The sequence below is a fragment of the Salinispora sp. H7-4 genome, from assembly GCF_013416675.1.
Classification (GTDB): domain Bacteria; phylum Actinomycetota; class Actinomycetes; order Mycobacteriales; family Micromonosporaceae; genus Micromonospora; species Micromonospora vitiensis.
On record NZ_JABZED010000060.1, the window covers coordinates 99274 to 116563 of the forward strand.

Here is a 17290-nt window from a genome sequence, read left to right on the forward strand (position 1 = left end):
TGGCGGCGCTTCACGGCCGCCCACCCGCAATGGCTACGAACGCGCCCCGACCACCACCGCCGCAGGCTCCGTCGTCGGCTCGGAACCAGCTGCCTCGGCCGACGCAAAGGGCGCCAACTCGGCGGCCAGCGCCGCGCCGACCCGGGCCTGGAGCAGGGTGCCCTCGGGCAGGTGCACCGTGCTGAGCACCTCACCCTGCTGGTGCGCCCGGGCCACCAGGTCACCCCGCTCGTACGGCAGGACCGCGCGGACCTCCACGGCCGGACGGGGCAGCCGGGCCTCGACCGCACCCCGTAGGTCGGCGATGCCCTGCCCGGAGTACGCGGAAACGAAGATCGCCTCCGGCCAGCGCCGCTTGAGCCGGAGCAGGGTCTCCTCGCCGGCAGCGTCGGTCTTGTTGACCACCAGCAGCTCCGGCAGTCGGTCGGCGCCCACCTCGGCGAGGACCGTCCGGACGGCACGAACCTGCTCTTCCGGGTCCGGGTGGGTGCCGTCAACGACATGCACCACCAGGTCGGCCTCCGCCACCTCCTCGAGGGTGGAGCGGAACGCCTCGACGATCTGGTGTGGCAGATGCCGGACGAAGCCCACCGTGTCGGAGAAGGTGAAGTGCCGCCCTTCCGCCGTGGTCGCCTTCCGGATCGTCGGGTCCAGCGTGGCGAAGAGGGCGTTCTCCACCAGTACCCCGGCTCCGGTCAGCTGGTTCAGCAGGCTGGACTTGCCGGCGTTCGTGTAACCCGCGATGGCCACCGCCGGCACCGCGTTGCGATAGCGGCGGGCACGCTTGGTCTGGCGTACCGTGCGCATGGCTTTGATCTCCCGGCGCAGCCGGGCGATCCGGTGCCGGATCCGCCGGCGGTCGGTCTCCAACTTGGTTTCACCCGGGCCCCGCAGGCCCACGCCGCCGCCAGCGCCACCGCCGCGGCCTGATCCACCGCTCTGCCGGGAAAGGGTGTCACCCCAACCCCGCAGCCGGGGCAGCAGGTACTCCAGCTGGGCCAACTCGACCTGCGCCTTACCCTCCCGGCTCTTCGCGTGCTGGGCGAAGATATCCAGGATCAGGGCGGTGCGGTCGACGACCTTCACCTTGGTGCGCTGCTCCAGGTTGCGCAGCTGGGACGGGCTCAGCTCACCGTCACAGATCACCGTGTCGGCGCCGCTGGCGAGCACGGCCGCCCCCAGGTCATCCACCTTGCCCCGGCCAACGTAGGTGGCCGGGTCGGGCCGCTGCCGGCGTTGGATCAGCCCCTCGAGCACCTGCGAACCGGCCGTCTCGGCCAGCGCCGCCAGCTCGGCGAGGGAATTCTCGGCGTCCTGCTGCGAACCCTCGGTCCACACCCCGACCAGCACGACCCGCTCCAGTCGGAGCTGGCGGTACTCAACCTCGGTGATGTCGGTCAGCTCGGTGGAGAGGCCGGGGACCCGCCGCAGCGCCTGCCGCTCCGACAGCTCGAACTCACCGGTGGTGGCGTCGAACGCGTCGCCCTCGTCGGGAAGGAAGGTCTCCTGCTCTCGCAAATCGCGCCCCCTGTCTGGTTACCGCCGGCTGGCTGTTTGCCCACCGTGCTGCCGGGAAATTGCGACCGGCTCCCACAATCCTGACATGTGACAACGCCACCCGCATCGGCAATATGCCCGGGCTACCCACCGGTAACGGGGTCGGATGCGGTGCCGATACCGGGGGCGAGTAGAAATGCGGGGCGAGTCGTTCAGCGTCATCGGAAGGAACTGTGTGGCCACCACCCGACTGCCGAGTGCCGGATTCTCGATCACGGTCCGGATCGCAGTAACCGCGGATGCCTCCTCCATCGGGCGGTTGACCACCACGGTCGGCGAGGCCGGGGCAATCGTCACCGCGCTCGACGTGGTCGACTCCGACCACACCCACGTCACCGTCGACCTGACCTGTGACACCGCCGACGCCAACCACGCCGACCAGGTGGTTGACGCGCTCACCGCGCTCGACGGGGTTGACGTGCGTAAGGTCTCCGACCGCACGTTCCTGCTACACCTCGGCGGCAAGATCGAGGTCAGCCCGAAGGTCGCGCTACGCACCCGGGACGAACTGTCCCGGGCGTACACCCCGGGGGTGGCCCGGGTCTGCCAGGCCATCGCGGAGAACCCGGCGGACGCGCGGCGCCTGACCATCAAACGCAACACGGTGGCGGTGGTCAGCGACGGCTCCGCCGTACTCGGCCTGGGCAACCTGGGGCCGGCGGCGTCGCTGCCGGTGATGGAGGGCAAGGCCGCGCTGTTCAAGCGCTTCGGCGGGGTGGACGCCTGGCCGGTGGTGCTCGACACCCAGGACACCGACGAGATCGTGTCGATCGTCAAGGCGATCGCACCCGCCTACGGCGGGATCAACCTGGAGGACATCGCCGCGCCGCGCTGCTTCGAGATCGAGGCACAGCTGCGTGCGGCGCTGGACATTCCGGTCTTCCACGACGACCAGCACGGCACGGCGATCTGTGTGCTGGCCGCGCTGACCAACGCGCTCCGCGTCGTCGGTAAGGAACTGGCGCAGGTACGGGTGGTGGTCTCCGGCGCGGGCGCCGCCGGCACCGCGATCATGAAGCTGCTGCTGCGCCAGGGCGTGGGCGACATCATCGCGTACGACCGGCAGGGTGCGCTGCACCGTGGGATGACCGGGCTGAACCCGGCCTGGCAGTGGCTGGCCGAGCACACGAACCGGGAGAACTACTCCGGTGACCTGGCCGGGGCGGTACGGAACGCGGACGTTTTCATCGGCGTGAGCGCCCCCAACCTGCTCACCGGGGACGACATCGCCGCCATGGCCAAGGACGCGATCGTGTTCGCGCTGGCGAACCCGGACCCGGAGGTGGACCCGCGGGAGGCGCGCAAGCACGCCGCCGTGGTCGCCACCGGCCGCTCCGACCAGCCCAACCAGATCAACAACGTGCTGGCCTTCCCCGGCGTGTTCCGGGGGATGCTGGACGCGCACGCGGAGGGCTTCACCGAGGAGATGGCGATCGCCGCGGCGCGGGCCATCGCCGACGTCGTCGGCGAGGAGAAGATCAACCCGACGGTCATCGTCCCCAGCGTCTTCGACTCCCGGGTGGCCCCGGCCGTCGCCGCGGCCGTCCGCGCGGCCGCGCAGAACCCGGCAACCACCCCACCGCCCGCCGCCGACCCCGGCCCGGTCGACCTGCCCGAGATCGCCGCCAACGCCAGCGCCACCCCCTAGGCCGCCGCCCTCCACCGCGCCGGATCACCTCGACGAGCAGGTGATCCGGGTGGGTTTGGGGCACACCACAGCTGGTAATCGCAGCTCGCCGCTCCTCGGCAACCGCAGATGGTGGGATACCAAGCGATGACCAGCACACTGTGGCGACGCCTGCTGGCTGAGTTCACCGGCACCGCCCTGCTGGTCACCGCCGTGGTCAGCTCCGGAATCATGGCCACCACCCTCGCCCCCGACCAGGTCGGCCTACAGCTGCTGGCAAACTCGATCACCACCGCCTTCGCCCTCGGCACGCTGATTTTGATCTTCGGACCGGTCTCCGGGGCCCACTTCAACCCGGTCGTCTCCGCCGCCGACTGGTTCCTCGGGCGGCGCGCCGGCACCGGCCTGACCGCCGGCTACCTGGGTGCCTACGGAGCGGCCCAGATCCTCGGCGGGGTCGCCGGTGCGGTGCTGGCGCACCTGATGTTCGATCTCGCCGCGATCGACTTCGCCGGCAAGGAACGGGCCGCCTGGCACCTCTGGGTCGGTGAGGTTGTCGCCACCTCCGGGCTGGTCCTACTGATCTTCGCCCTCGCCCGGTCCGGGCGTACGTCGGTCGCCCCGGCCGCCGTCGGCGCCTACATCGGGGCCGCGTCCTGGTTTACCTCGTCCACCTCCTTCGCCAACCCAGCGGTCACCATCGGCCGCGCGTTCTCCGACACCTTCGCCGGCATCGCCCCCACCTCGGTGCCCGGTTTCATCCTGGCCCAGTTGGCGGGACTCGCCGTCGGCGTCGGCCTACTCACCGCCCTCTACCCCGACGCCGGTGCCGCCGCCGACCAGGTCGTCATCCCCGCGGAGCCGGCAGCGACGGGACACCAGGGGCCGCCGACCCGTCGAGTGGACCGCCGCCGCTCCCCGGCCACGCCACCGCCCCACTCGCACCAGACCAGTGAGGAGCACCGCGGGGTCGACAAACCCTCGGTGCTGTTCGTCTGCGTCCACGACGCCGGCGGCTCGCAGCTGGCCGCCGGTTGGCTACGCCAGCTCGCTGGCGACACCGTCGAGGTCCGCTCCGCCGGCTCCGCCCCCGCCCGCCAGGTCGACCCCGCCACCGCGGTGGCCATGTGGGAGGTCGGCATCGACATCACCGGTCAGGTGCCGACGCTGCTGCGGCCCGCGACAGCCGCGTCCGCTGACATCATCATCACCATCGGGCGCCGCAGTGACTTTCCCGACTTCCCAGCCGGACGCCACGAGAACTGGGATCTCGACGACCCCACCGGCCTCGGCGTCGAGGCGATCCGCCCGATCCGCGACGAAATCCGGAACCGAGTGGCGCAACTGCTCGGGGAGCTGCGGCGCCCGACGTGACACCGAGGTCGTTCACCGCGAGCAGCGCCGGCCCGCCGAGCACCGCGGCTCTCGGCAGGAGCGACAACGGCATCGGGCACCGACCTCCGGACCGCGCCGAAGCCACCGAGGGTCAGTCGAGCGCCGTCGTTGCCGCCACCGGTGTGCGCAGCAGGCCGTACGCCGACCGGTAGCTGCGCTGACCGATCGCCGGCAGCAGAATGTTTCGCAACCACGCAGGCTTGACGACGGCCCGGGAGAGCTGGTCAGTCGCTGCCTGCACATGGGTTACCCGCCCACGCCGAAGCCGTTCCCACTGCCCACCGACCGTTTCCCAGTCCCGGCTGCCGAGGAGTTCGGCCAGCACCAGCGCATCCTCTACGGCGAGCGAGGCACCCTGCGCCCAGACCGGCGCGGTGGCGTGCGCGGCATCGCCGATCAGGACAACCCGGCCCTGATGCCACCGGGGGATACGCACCTCCTCGATCGGGGAGTGGTACATCGACTCCGGGCGGACGAGGGCCGCGGCGATCGCGGTCCGTACCGCTTCGGGGAACCCAGCGAAGGTCGCCGACAGCCAGCCGGGGTCGGACCCGATCGGGCCGCCCCTGGTCGCGGAGGCAAAGCCGTACACCTCGCCGTCACCCGCCGGAAGCAGCAGGGCCGTGCCGCTGTCGCCGGACCACACCGTCCAGCAGGTGACACCGGGGTTGGGTGCCATGAACCGCCAACTCGCCGCGGACAGCAGCGCCGCTTCGAGGCGGGCGTCGCCGAACAGGGACGTGCGAACCGTTGAATGCACTCCGTCGGCCCCGACCACGAACCCGTACCGGCCGGTGCTGCCATCGGAGAGGGTCACATCGACGCCACCGGCTGTGGCGCGGACCATGCTCACCGCCACCCCGCGCCGCACCGAACCCGGGGGCAGGTCACGTTCCAGTAGGTCGAGAAGGTCCCGACGACGCACGCACCGGGGCTGGTGCGCCACGCCCCAGAACTCGTCCTCGGCAACGGAGAAAAGTAGCCGCCCCCGCTGGGTGCGATATTCGCGTCTCGACACCGGCAGGCCGATGTCACGCAAGCCGTCGGCGACGCCGAGTGCCGCAAGCGCCCGCACCCCGTTGCCCGGAATATTGATCGCCAGCCCCGCGTCCAGCAGGGCGGGCCGCTGCTCCACTGCCGTCGCAGGGATACCGTGCCACCGCAACGCCCGAACCATCGACACACCCGCGATCCCGGCACCAGCTACCAAAACTCCGTCGTTCACATTGGAAAGCTTAGATGCCGCCCGCCTCGTCGGCACGCCGCCGGTCCGGCACCACGGTGGAGTTTGCGGCGGCACGCCCGCCGCCGGTCCGGTAGCGGGTCAGGCCAGCGCCGCGCGCGTCACCTCGCCGCTCGCCACCAGTACGGCGGGCCCCGCCAACCAGCAGCTCTGGGCGGTCTGGGTCACCACCAGCCGACCACCGGGCACGTCCACGGCGACCACGCCGGTGTCCCGGCCCGCGTCCCGCAGGACGACCGCGGCCACCGCACACGCACCGGTGCCGCAGGAACGCGTCTCGGCGCTACCCCGCTCGTAGACCCGCATCCGAACGTGGCCATCGAGGCCGTCCGTCGGGCTCCCGGGGCTGATGAACTCGACATTGACCCCTGCCGGGAAGATCGCCGGGTCGAACTCCGGGGCTCGGGTCAGGTCGAGAGCCGCCAGTTCCAGCCCGGCCGGCACCGGGCAGACCAGGTGCGGGTTGCCGACGTCAACCGCCGTGCCGGGCAGGGCCAGCCCGCCGAGCACCGCGAACGAGGAGTCGGCCAACCGGGGCCGCCGCATCTCGACCGCCAGCTCCTCCCCCTCCACCCGCGCCCGCACGAGACCGGCACGGGTGGCTACCGGCAGTGCCGCCTCCGACGGCACCGCCAACCCGGCTTCCAACAGGTAGCGGAGGAAGACCCGGGCGCCATTGCCACACATCTCGGCCACGGAGCCGTCGGAGTTCCAGTAGTCCATGAACCATTCGGCCGCACCGGCGAGGGCCGCTCCGTCGGGGTGCCGTGCGGCGCGGACCACGCGCAGTACGCCGTCCGCACCGATCCCCTGTCGCCGATCGCACAAGGCCGCGACCAGGTCCGGGGTCAGCTCGAGGGTGCCGTCGGGGTCGGGCAGGATCACGAAGTCGTTGCCGGTGCCATGCCCCTTGGTGAACTCCACGACCCCATCATCGCGCAGCGGGCCGGACCACTCGCAGCGCCTCCGCCACCAGCCCGGCTCCGGCCGAGTCGAGCCAGGTGATCCGCGGGTCCCGGCGGAACCAGGACCGCTGGCGACGGACAAACCGGCGGGTGGCGCGGATCGTCTCCTGGTACGCCTCGGACTCGGTCAGCTCTCCGGCCAGGAACCGCAGGACCTGCTGGTAACCGAGGGCACGGCTGGCCGTACGGCCCGCGGCCAACCCCTGGTCGGCCAGCAGCCGGGTCTCGGCCACCAGGCCGTCGGCCCACATCCGGTCCACCCGCAGTGCCACCCGCTCGTCGAGCTGGGCGGTGTCCAGGTCGACGCCGACCTGCACCGACCGGTAGTACGGGCTGGGGTCGGGCAGCGCGGCGGCGAAGGGCGCACCGGTCAGCTCGATCACCTCCAACGCCCGGACGATCCGCCGGCCGTTGCCCGGCAGGATGTTCGCCGCCGCGTCGGGGTCAACCGCGCGCAGTCGCTCGTGCAGGGCAGCCGGGCCGGCCTGCGCCAGCTCCGCCTCCAGCCGTTGCCGGAGCACCGGATCCGTGCCGGGGAACTCGAAGCGTTCCAGCACGGCGCGGAGGTAGAGGCCCGAACCGCCGACCAGCAGCGGCACCCGCCCCCGAGCCAGAATGTCGTCAATCGCCGCGCGGGCGAGCCGCTGGTACTCGGCGACGCTCGCCGGCTCGGTCACCGGCCAGATGTCCAGCAGGTGGTGCGGCACCCCGGCGCGTTCGCCGACGGTCAGTTTGGCGGTGCCGATGTCCATGCCCCGGTAGAGCTGCATCGAGTCGGCGTTGACGACCTCACCGTCGAGCTCGTGGGCGAGGGCGATACTCAACGCCGACTTCCCGGCTGCGGTCGGACCGACCACGCCCACCACCGTGCCCGCTGCTGGCGGGGCACCGTCAGCCGGCACCGCGCCCGCTGCCGGGTCAGCACCGTCAGCCGGCACCGCGCCCGCTGCCGGGTCAGCACCGTCAGCCACGCCGGCGGCCGCCTCCGCCGCCAGGCGAGCACCGTCGGCCGCGTCGGCGACGCTCACCGGGCCGCTCCTGTCGGCGCCCACGAGGCGACGAGGTAGGTCACCCCGTAGGGTGCCGCGGCGTAGGCCAGTTCGCCACGCCACGGGCCGCCGGCCGCCCGGACCGCGCCGGCCAGCACCTGCCAGGGCGCCCGGCCGGTGGCCTTGAGCCCCGCCGACAGCTCCACGTCCAACGCACCGAGGGCGGCCGGGTCCGCACCAGCCAGGGCCCGCGCCACCGCCTGGTCGTACGGCTCGGCGCGCGGATCGTCGTAGCCGGGTGACCACTCCACCCGGCAGGCCGACCCGTCGCCCAGGACGAGCAGCCCGAGCCGGCCGGACGCATCACCACCCGACGCGTTCCCGGTCACCGAGCCGAGCCGATCCGCGTTGAGCAGTTCTGGGTTGAACAGGTCTGGGTTGAGCAGGCCCGCGCCGAGGGCGGCGCAGCGGGCGGCGGGCTCGTCGGCGGCGACCGCCACCGCGGAACGGGGCAGCGCCGTGCCGGCGCGATCGAGCAGCCACGCCCCGATCGTCAGACTCAGCGGCAGCCGCGCCGGCCCGGCAGCGGCCGCATCAGTGCGGTCCCCGGCGTCTGCTGGCGACAGCGGCACCCGGCGGTGGATCCCGTACCGATGGAACGAGCCGTGCTCCGCGGCGCCGAAGGTCGCGGTCGCCGGCCCGCACCCGATCATCACAATCCGGTCCGGCTCGGCGGCGAGTAGCCGGGCCACCGCCCCCGCACAGGCGGCACGCAGCTCGTCCAGCTCGGCGGAGGCGGCGCCCGCCACCTCGGGGACGAGCAACGGCGGATGTGGGCAGACGGCGGCGGCGACCAGGGGCACGAGGGTCACCGTAACGGCTGGTGCGAACGCGCCGCCGCGCGCCTTCCCGCGGCCGGAGCCCGGAATTCCGGCTACTGACGGGTACGCCCGAACGGAGGTTTCCGACACTCGCCCCATCCCGGCCCGTCGGGGCGCTAGGACACCGTATGGTCACGGTCGGCGATAGGCGCTCGACGGAGCCGGGGGCGCACCTGTGACAATGCCGTGGAGAACGTTGGGCTGCGCCGTGGCGGCGCTCGCGGGACTGACCCGTGACGCCGGGAGAACGAGGATGGGCACATGAGCGACTGGACTGCCTTCGGACGGGTGGACGCGGACGGCACCGTCTACGTGAAAACCGCTGAGGGCGAGCGGGTGGTCGGTTCCTGGCAGGCGGGGGCACCGGAGGAGGGGCTGGCGCACTTCGCCCGCCGGTTCGCCGATCTGATCACCGAGGTGGGGCTGGCCGAGGCGAGACTCAACTCGGGCGCGGCTGATGCGAGCCACTCGCTCAGCACCTTCCGCCGGCTGCGCGCCTCGCTGGCCGAGGCGCACGTCGTGGGCGACATCGACGGCCTCGCCAACCGGCTGGACCGGCTGGTCACCCTCGCGGAGGAGAAAGCCACCGAGGCTCGGGCCGCCCGCGACGCCGCCCGGAGCGAAGCCCTGGCCCGCAAGACCGCACTGGTGGAGGAGGCCGAGAAGCTGGCCGCCGAGTCGACCGGCTGGAAGACCGCCGGCGACCGGTTCAAGGAGATCCTCGGGGAGTGGAAGTCGATCCGCGGGGTGGACCGGAAGACCGACGGTGAGCTGTGGAAGCGGTTCGCGGCGGCCCGGGATGGCTTCACCCGCCGCCGGGGCGCCCACTTCGCCTCGCTGGACGCGCAGCGGAAACAGGCGCAGGCGATCAAGGAGGAGTTGGTCGTCGAGGCCGAGAAGCTCCAGGATTCGACCGAGTGGGCCCACACCGCCGGCCAGCTCAAGGAGCTGATGAGCCAGTGGCGCGTCGCGCCCCGGGCGTCGAAGGAGGCCGAGCAGCGGCTCTGGGAGAAGTTCCGGGCCGCGCAGGACGCGTTCTTCACCCGGCGCAGCGAGGTCTTCTCCGCCCGGGACAACGAGCAGCGCGCCAACCTGGAGCGTAAGCAGGCGCTCCTGACGGAGGCCGAGGCGCTGGATGTCGACGGCGACCCGAAGGGCGCGCAGGCGAAACTCCGGGAGATCCAGGCGCAGTGGCACGAGGCCGGACGGGTGCCCCGGGAGGCGGCGGGGGGCCTGGAGCGTCGACTGCGCACGGTCGACGACAAGGTTCGCGAGGTGATGGACTCCGCGTGGCGGCGCACCGCTCCGCAGGACAACCCCCTGCTCGCGCAGATGCGGGCGCAGGTCGCCGAGGCCGAGGAGCGGCTGGCCCGGGCGAAGACCGCCGGGGACGCCCGGCGGGTCCGGGACGCCGAGCAGGCCCTCAGCTCCAAGCGTCAGTTCCTCAGCCTGGCGGAGCAGTCCAGCTGATCCGTTGGTCCGGCCGCCCCGGGGCCCCGGTTCCTCGTGAACCGGGGCCCCGGGCGGTTCAGGCCCGGGTTACGGGAGGTGGCAGGCGTCAACCGCGCCGCATCAGCCCCGGTGTCAGCAGGAGCAGGCCGACGAGGCCGCGGGGGGCATCGGTGGCGGGGCGCCGACGGTGGGCAGCCCGAGCGACACCCCGGCGGTACGGGGTCGGTGCCCCGCCTCGGCCGCGTCGCCGGCCCGGGTACGCCGGTGCGCGAGCGGCTCACCGTCGGCGTTGAGGTGGTGTGGGGCGGCGTAGGTGACCACGGTCTGCACGATGTCGCCGGGGCGGATCTGCCCGGCGAGACTGCCCGCGTCGAAGTGCACCAGTCGGCCGTCCCGGGCCCGCCCGGAGAGCCGGCCGGTGCGCTCGTCCTTGCGCCCCTCGCCGACGGCCACCAGCACCTCGACGGTCTTCCCCAGCAGCCGCCGGTTCTCCGCCCAGGTGATCTCCTCGACGCAGTCGATCAGCCGCTCGTAGCGCTCCTGCACCACCGCCTTCGGCAACTGGTCGGCCATCGTCGCGGCGGGGGTGCCGGGGCGCTTGGAGTACTGGAAGGTGAAGGCCGAGGAGAACCGGGCCGCGCGAACCACGTCGAGGGTGCGTTCGAAGTCGGCCTCGGTCTCGCCGGGGAAGCCGACGATGATGTCCGTGGTGATCGCCGCGTCCGGCATCGCCGCCCGCACCTTCTCGATGATGCCCAGGAACCGCTCCGACCGGTACGACCGTCGCATGGCCCGCAGCACGTCGTCGGAGCCGGACTGCAGCGGCATGTGCAGCGAGGGGCAGACGTTCGGTGTCTCGGCCATCGCGGCGATCACGTCGTCGGTGAAGTCCTTCGGATGCGGGCTGGTGAACCGCACCCGCTCCAGACCCTCGATGTCACCGCAGGCACGCAGCAGCTTGCCGAACGCGTACCGGTCGCCGAACTCGATGCCGTAGGAGTTGACGTTCTGCCCGAGCAGGGTCACCTCCAACACACCCTCGTCGACCAGGGCGCGTACCTCGGAGAGGATGTCGCCGGGGCGGCGGTCCCGCTCCTTGCCGCGCAGCGCCGGCACGATGCAGAAGGTGCAGGTGTTGTTACAGCCAACCGAGATCGACACCCAACCGGCGTAGGTTGACTCCCGACGGGTCGGCAGGGTGCTCGGAAAGACCTCGAGGGACTCGAGGATCTCCACCTCGGCGGCGGCGTTGTGCCGGGCCCGCTCCAGCAGCACCGGCAGCGACCCGATGTTGTGCGTGCCGAAGACCACGTCCACCCAGGGCGCCCGGCGGACGATCTCGCTGCGGTCCTTCTGCGCCAGGCAGCCACCCACCGCGATCTGCATCTCCGGGTGCTGGCTCTTGCGGGGACGCAGCTGACCGAGGTTGCCGTAGAGCCGGTTGTCGGCGTTCTCCCGCACGGCGCAGGTGTTGAAGACCACCACGTCCGGGGTGTCGTCGGCGGCCCCGGCCCGCAGGTAGCCGGCCTGCTCGAGGAGGCCGGAGATGCGCTCGGAGTCGTGCACGTTCATCTGGCAGCCGTAGGTGCGCACCTGGTAGGTGCGAGGGCTGCTCGCCGCTGCGGTAGTCATGACCTCGACAGCCTATCCGGGCCGCCCGGATGGACCGGAGTCGAGCTACCGCCTCACAGGTCGGACAGGATCCCGGCTACCTGTTCGAGCACCGCCATCCTGGTGTCGAAGGGCGCCTGCCCGGGAAACGGCACCACCAGGTCCGTGATCCCGATCTGGCGGTACGTGTCAACGGTCTCCCGGAACACGTCGAGGGAGGCGAGCGCCGTCGGCTCCCGGTTCACGTACATCAACAGCCGGCGCTGGGATGCCGGGTCGCGGCCGGCCTTCTCACAGATGTCGGTCAGCTGGCGAACCTGTCCCGCGACGTCGTCGGGCCGGGCCACCGGGGGGACGACCCCGTTCCGCCGCGACCGGCCGTTGGTCACCCAGATGTCGCCGTGGCGCACGGCCAGGGCCATGCCACGGGGACCGTTGGCGGCGATCGCCAACGGGATGTGGGCGGGCGAGGAGTCCACCGGCCAGATGGGCGCCTGTCGCGCCTGGTAGTACTTGCCGTCGGCATCGGTGACGGGGTTGGACAGCAGCTCCGCCGTCAGCTCCACGAACTCGCCGAACCGATCGGCCCGTTCGACGGGCGTCCATTCCGGGTCCTGACCGCGGGCGGTGGCGTCGATTCCGCTCCCGCCGGCACCGAGACCCAGGATGAAGCGCCCGCCGCTGAGCTCGTTGAGGGTGACGACCTCCTTGGCGTACGGCACCGGGTGTCGGAAGTTCGGTGACGAGACGAGGGTGCCGAGCTTGATCTGTCGGGTGATGACCGACGCGGCGGCCAGGGTCGGCACCGCCGCATACCACTCCTTACCGACCATGTCCTGCCAGCCGATGTGATCGCTCGTCCAGGCGTGGGCGAACCCCAGCTCTTCGGCCTTCCGCCACATCTGCTGGGCCTGGTCCCAGGGCGCGGAGGGCAGGATGAGCACGCCGACCCGCATGGTCAACCACCCGCCCTGGCGGTCTCCGCCACCGGCGTCGGGGACGTCGGGCGGCCCCGCCGGCCCGGGTGGGAGCGGCAGGTACGGCTTCCAGGTCGCGGCAGCTGCACGACCTCAGCCTACCGATTTCGCCCTATTTCCGGGCTGAGCCAGCAGAAACTGACGACCGCGCCGGACCCGGCGTACCCCACCGTCGCGACCAGCGGGTCACGGTCGGCGATCCGCGCGGCGCCGCAACACCCCGTGCTTCCCGCGGGTCAGGCCGCGGCGAGGGCCGGCAGCACCGAGTCGGGGGCCCAGCGGGAGCGGTGGCACCGGGACCAGCCGCGACAGCCCGGGTTGGCCGCGGTGCAGAGCCGTTGGTGGCTGAGCACCTCGCCGTCGTCGGTCTCCCGGACATCGAAGTGCACCGGGCGGATCGTTCCGTCCGGGGCCACCAGCAGGTGCCGGGTCTCGTCGAGGGTGTCGTCGCGCAACACGCAGTTGCGGTCCAGCAGCCGGGCCAGGTTCGCGATGCTGGGCAGCTCGGCGAGGGTGTCCGGCACGCCGTAGCAGTCGACGATGGTGGCGAACTCTCCCGGCGCCTGCCAGATGTCGCAGACCACGGCGTATCTCGGCAGGCGTGCCGGGTCGGCGATGGCCAACGGCATCACCACCCGGCCGAGCGCCTCGGCCAGCGCCGGCCAGACCTCGGTCGGCCGTACCTGGTCGATTCTCCAGTTCCACAGCTCGGTCATGCCGCCTCCTCGCTGCGATCGTCTCACCGGCCCCGGATCGGGCCTTACTGACGATGGTGGGGGGCATTTAGCCCCAGCCGGGAGCAAGTTACCGGTCTGTGACCATTCCGGGCAAAATTCCCTCGAGTGATGACGCGATAACCAGCCGGAAGATGACACATTATCGGGTATAAGGCAGCGCCATACCGCACGACACGGGAGTCAACCCCACCCCACGGGGCCACCGTGCGGCCCGGAAGAACGCCTCCCCAGCTCATCGCGGAAGGGTGTTACGGCTCCGTGACCATCTGGGCCACCCCACCCCAACATCTCCCCGCCTAGAGTTTGCCAACCGGAGGTCATTCGGCCTCCCATCCGTGACGACAGGGACGGTGGACGACGTGACGACGAGCGAACCGCTCATCGTGCTGGAATCGGTCAACAAGTGGTTCGGGCCGCTGCACGTACTGGACAACGTCTCGCTGTCGGTCGGGCGCGGCGAGGTCGTCGTGGTGATCGGGCCGTCCGGCTCCGGCAAGTCGACGCTCTGCCGCACCATCAACCGGCTGGAGCCGATCACCTCCGGCAGCATCACCTTCGACGGCCAGCCGCTGCCGGCTGAGGGCCGGGCCCTGGCCAAGCTGCGCAGCGAGGTCGGGATGGTGTTCCAGTCGTTCAACCTCTTCGCGCACAAGACCATCCTGGAGAACGTGACCCTCGGACCGATCAAGGTCCGCCGGGAGAAGCCGGCGGCGGCCCGCGAACGCGGCCTGGCCCTGCTGGACCGGGTCGGCATCGCCAACCAGGCCGACAAGTTCCCGGCCCAGCTCTCCGGCGGCCAGCAGCAGCGGGTGGCGATCGCCCGGGCGTTGGCGATGCAGCCCAAGGCGATGCTCTTCGACGAGCCGACCAGCGCCCTGGACCCGGAGATGGTCGGCGAGGTGCTGGACGTGATGACCTCCCTGGCCCGCGAGGGCATGACGATGGTCGTGGTCACCCACGAGATGGGTTTCGCCCGCCACGCGGCCAACCGGGTGGTCTTCATGGCCGACGGGCAACTCGTCGAGGACGCACCCCCGACGGAGTTCTTCGCCAACCCGCGCAGCGAGCGGGCCAAGGACTTCCTTTCCAAGATCCTCACGCACTAGGCGTCCGTTGTGGGCGTGCCGCCCCCGGCCCGCCCCGTCGAAAAGGAGACAGATATGCGTACCAAGCGCGCGGCGGTGCTCACCGCGGTCGCCGCACTGGCACTCGGCCTGACCGCATGTGGTGACGACGCTGGAGAGGAGACCGGCAGCGGCGGCAGCGACAAGTCCTTCGCCGCCGGCAGCACCATGGAGCGCCTGAACGAGGCCCAGGCGATCACCATCGGCACCAAGTTCGACCAGCCGGGCTTCGGCCTCAAGGGCCTGTCCGGCCAGCCGGAAGGCTTCGACGTCGAGATCGCAAAGATCATCGCCTCGGAGCTGGGCATTCCCGAGGACAAGATCGAGTGGGTCGAGGCCCCCTCGAAGGTTCGTGAGGACGTGATCGTCAACGGGACCGTCGACCTTGTCGCCGCGACCTACACGATCAACCCCAAGCGCAAGGAGCGCATCGCCTTCGCCGGTCCGTACTACGAGGCCGGCCAGAACATCATGGTGAGGAAGGACGACACCTCGATCACCGGGCCGGACTCGTTCGCCGACGGTACCAAGAAGGTCTGCTCGGCGACCGGATCGACTCCGGCCGAGGAGATCAAGCAGTACGTCAAGGACGTCGGCTCCCAGCTAGTCCTCTTCGACACGTACGACAAGTGCCGCGACGCGGTCCAGGGCGGCCAGGTCGATGCGCTCACCACGGACAACGTGATCCTGCTCGGCTACATCGCCAAGGACGAGGAATCCTTCAAGCTGGCCGGCGAGAACTTCACCAAGGAGCCCTACGGCATCGGGGTGAAGAAGGACGACACCGAGTTCCGCGACTTCGTCAACGACGTGCTGGAAGCGGCGTTCGCCGACGGCAGCTGGCAGCAGGCCTGGGACGACACCGCCGGCACGTTCGGTGCCGAGCTCGGCACGCCGCCGACCATCGACCGCTACTGAGCTGACCCGGGCTGATCTGGAGGGTGGGGAGAGAGACCGACCGTGAGTGTGCTCATCGACAAGTTCGACGTCTTCGCGAGTGGATTCTGGCTCACCCTCCAGATCTGTTTCCTCGCCGCGATCGGAGCCCTGATCCTGGGCTCCGTCGTGGCGGTGCTACGGATCTCCCCGGTACCGCCCCTGCGAGCGGTCGGTACCGCATATGTCAACATCTTCCGTAACCTGCCGCTGACCATCGTCATGTTCTTCGCCGCCTTCGGCCTCCCCGCGCTCGGCTCCAACGCGGACTTCCTCCGTATCCCCGGGCTCGAGATCGTGTTCAGTCGGCTCGGCACCGACCTGCCGTACTTCCGCTTCGGGCTGATCGCCCTGACGCTCTACACCGCGGCGTTCGTCTGCGAGGCGCTGCGCTCCGGCGTGAACGCGGTGCCCGCCGGCCAAGCGGAGGCTGCCCGGTCCCTCGGGCTGACCTTCACCCAGAACCTGCGGTATGTGGTGCTGCCGCAGTCGTGGGCGGCGTCGGTGGTTCCGCTCGGCTCAGTGATCATCGCGATGATCAAGAACTCGGCGTTGATCGGCTTCTTCGGTGTCGTGGGCGACCTGTCCGCAACCGCGGACCAACTGACATCGGCCGGAGGCGAGCCCTTCATCCCCGTCGCCATCGGCATCTCGATCGGCTACCTGATCATGACCGTGCCCCTGGGCATGCTCCTCGACCGAATCGAACAGCGGCAGGCGGTGGCCCGATGACCCAGCAGAGCAGCGTCCTCTACGACGTCCCCGGGCCCCGGCAGCGCCGGATCACCCTGTTCGGCAGCATCGCCGCCCTCATCGGGCTGCTGGTCGGCGCGTACTACCTGATCTACCAGCCGCTGGATGAGACCGGCCAGTTCTCGATGGAACTGTGGGGTCCGTTGATCGACCCCGGGAACGAGAACTTCGCCCTGGTCTGGGAACGACTCGGCGTCGGCATCAGGAACACCCTCATCGCGGCGGCGCTGGCCATCGTCACCTCGCTGGTGGTCGGCACCCTGCTGGCGGTGCTGCGGATCCAGCTCAGGGGCCTGGCCCAACGCCGCTACGCCGGGTTCGCCGCCCCCCTGGCCTACCTGCTCCGCGGGCTGAACCGCACGCTGTCGATCGTCACCCGCTTCTGCGTCGAGGTCTTCCGAGGTCTCCCCGTCGTCATCACGATCTTCTTCGTGGCGCGTGGGTTTCCCGAGTTCGGCATTACCTTCGACAGTCTCTGGTATCTGGTCATCGGCCTCACCATCTACAACTCCGTGGTGATCGCCGAGATCCTCCGCTCCGGCATGCAGGGCCTCGCCGGCGGGCAGGCCGAGGCCGCCGCCGCGATCGGGCTCGCCCCGCTGCAGACCACCCGGATGATCCTGCTTCCGCAGGCATTCCGGATCATGCTTCCCGCGCTGATCAGCCAGCTCGTGGTGGTCCTGAAGGACACCTCGCTCGGTTTCATCATCAGCTATGAGGAGACGCTCAACATCGGCAAGCAGATCATCGGTGTGCTGGACAACCCCATCCAGGTCTACACCGTGCTCGCCGTGCTGTTCATCGCCGTGAACTACTCCCTGTCGAAGCTGGCCCAGGCCATCCAGAACCGGCTCTCCCGCGGCCGGCGCACCGCCAACACGCCGGCCCCACAGTTGCCCCCCGCTGCCCTCACCTCGCAAGCCGAGGGCGGCGCTGGCGGCGCTGGCGGCAACTGACCGACTCACGCCACGGTCGGCCCGGGTCTGCCGGGCCGACCGTGGACGGCTGCGCACACACTCCGGTTGAGCAGGCAGGCACGCAAC

Annotated in this window: 15 protein-coding genes; 7 read left to right on the forward strand and 8 right to left on the reverse strand. The window is 70.9% G+C overall.

Annotation, left to right across the window (positions count from 1 at the left end):
* Window positions 1–33: 33 nt before the first annotated feature.
* Complete coding sequence (gene hflX / locus H0524_RS22635; RefSeq protein WP_180200461.1) at window positions 34–1518, reverse strand: GTPase HflX; 1485 nt, start codon at window positions 1516–1518, stop codon at window positions 34–36.
* Window positions 1519–1693: 175 nt separating this feature from the next.
* Between hflX and H0524_RS22640 the strand changes: the two genes are divergently transcribed.
* Window positions 1694–3205, forward strand: coding sequence for an NAD-dependent malic enzyme (locus H0524_RS22640; protein WP_180200462.1), 1512 nt, complete (start codon window positions 1694–1696; stop codon window positions 3203–3205).
* Between the two features lie 126 nt (window positions 3206–3331).
* Complete coding sequence (locus tag H0524_RS22645) at window positions 3332–4558, forward strand: aquaporin (RefSeq protein WP_180200463.1); 1227 nt, start codon at window positions 3332–3334, stop codon at window positions 4556–4558.
* A 112-nt stretch (window positions 4559–4670) separates the two neighbouring features.
* Here H0524_RS22645 and H0524_RS22650 read toward each other — a convergent pair whose 3' ends face one another.
* From H0524_RS22650 to H0524_RS22665, 4 genes are all read right to left on the reverse strand, one after another.
* Window positions 4671–5804 (reverse strand): FAD-dependent monooxygenase, encoded by a 1134-nt coding sequence (locus H0524_RS22650; RefSeq protein WP_180200464.1) that lies wholly within the window; start codon window positions 5802–5804, stop codon window positions 4671–4673.
* Window positions 5805–5903: 99 nt separating this feature from the next.
* Window positions 5904–6746, reverse strand: coding sequence for a diaminopimelate epimerase (gene dapF, locus H0524_RS22655; protein ID WP_180200465.1), 843 nt, complete (start codon window positions 6744–6746; stop codon window positions 5904–5906).
* Window positions 6747–6753: 7 nt separating this feature from the next.
* Entirely contained in the window at window positions 6754–7839 is a 1086-nt protein-coding gene (gene miaA / locus H0524_RS22660; protein ID WP_180200466.1) for a tRNA (adenosine(37)-N6)-dimethylallyltransferase MiaA, read from the reverse strand.
* Window positions 7812–8648 carry a class III extradiol dioxygenase subunit B-like domain-containing protein gene (locus tag H0524_RS22665; protein WP_180200467.1) on the reverse strand — a complete coding sequence of 279 codons (837 nt, stop codon included), beginning with the start codon at window positions 8646–8648 and terminating at the stop codon, window positions 7812–7814. Before H0524_RS22665 ends, miaA begins: the two co-directional genes overlap by 28 nt.
* Before the next feature lie 270 nt (window positions 8649–8918).
* On the opposite strand from H0524_RS22665, the gene H0524_RS22670 reads away from it, so the two are divergent.
* Window positions 8919–10127 carry a DUF349 domain-containing protein gene (locus tag H0524_RS22670; RefSeq protein WP_180200468.1) on the forward strand — a complete coding sequence of 403 codons (1209 nt, stop codon included), beginning with the start codon at window positions 8919–8921 and terminating at the stop codon, window positions 10125–10127.
* A gap of 114 nt (window positions 10128–10241) precedes the next feature.
* On the opposite strand, the gene miaB is transcribed toward H0524_RS22670, so the two are convergent.
* From miaB to H0524_RS22685, 3 genes are all read right to left on the reverse strand, one after another.
* A complete protein-coding gene (gene miaB / locus H0524_RS22675) occupies window positions 10242–11741 on the reverse strand; it encodes a tRNA (N6-isopentenyl adenosine(37)-C2)-methylthiotransferase MiaB (protein WP_180200469.1) in 1500 nt (499 codons plus the stop codon).
* 53 nt (window positions 11742–11794) lie between these two features.
* Complete coding sequence (locus H0524_RS22680) at window positions 11795–12676, reverse strand: LLM class flavin-dependent oxidoreductase (protein ID WP_180200470.1); 882 nt, start codon at window positions 12674–12676, stop codon at window positions 11795–11797.
* A 257-nt stretch (window positions 12677–12933) separates the two neighbouring features.
* Window positions 12934–13413: a hypothetical protein gene (locus H0524_RS22685; protein ID WP_018728477.1), complete on the reverse strand. Its 480-nt coding sequence runs from the start codon at window positions 13411–13413 to the stop codon at window positions 12934–12936.
* A gap of 371 nt (window positions 13414–13784) precedes the next feature.
* Between H0524_RS22685 and H0524_RS22690 the strand changes: the two genes are divergently transcribed.
* The 4 genes from H0524_RS22690 to H0524_RS22705 are packed head-to-tail and all read left to right on the forward strand — an operon-like array spanning window position 13785 to window position 17203.
* Window positions 13785–14540 (forward strand): amino acid ABC transporter ATP-binding protein, encoded by a 756-nt coding sequence (locus tag H0524_RS22690; RefSeq protein WP_018736741.1) that lies wholly within the window; start codon window positions 13785–13787, stop codon window positions 14538–14540.
* A 54-nt stretch (window positions 14541–14594) separates the two neighbouring features.
* Window positions 14595–15476 carry a glutamate ABC transporter substrate-binding protein gene (locus H0524_RS22695; protein WP_180200471.1) on the forward strand — a complete coding sequence of 294 codons (882 nt, stop codon included), beginning with the start codon at window positions 14595–14597 and terminating at the stop codon, window positions 15474–15476.
* 42 nt (window positions 15477–15518) lie between these two features.
* Window positions 15519–16226, forward strand: coding sequence for an amino acid ABC transporter permease (locus tag H0524_RS22700; RefSeq protein ID WP_026323035.1), 708 nt, complete (start codon window positions 15519–15521; stop codon window positions 16224–16226).
* On the forward strand, window positions 16223–17203 hold the full coding sequence (locus H0524_RS22705) for an amino acid ABC transporter permease (protein ID WP_180200472.1): 981 nt from the start codon (window positions 16223–16225) through the stop codon (window positions 17201–17203). Before H0524_RS22700 ends, H0524_RS22705 begins: the two co-directional genes overlap by 4 nt.
* Window positions 17204–17290 lie beyond the last annotated feature (87 nt).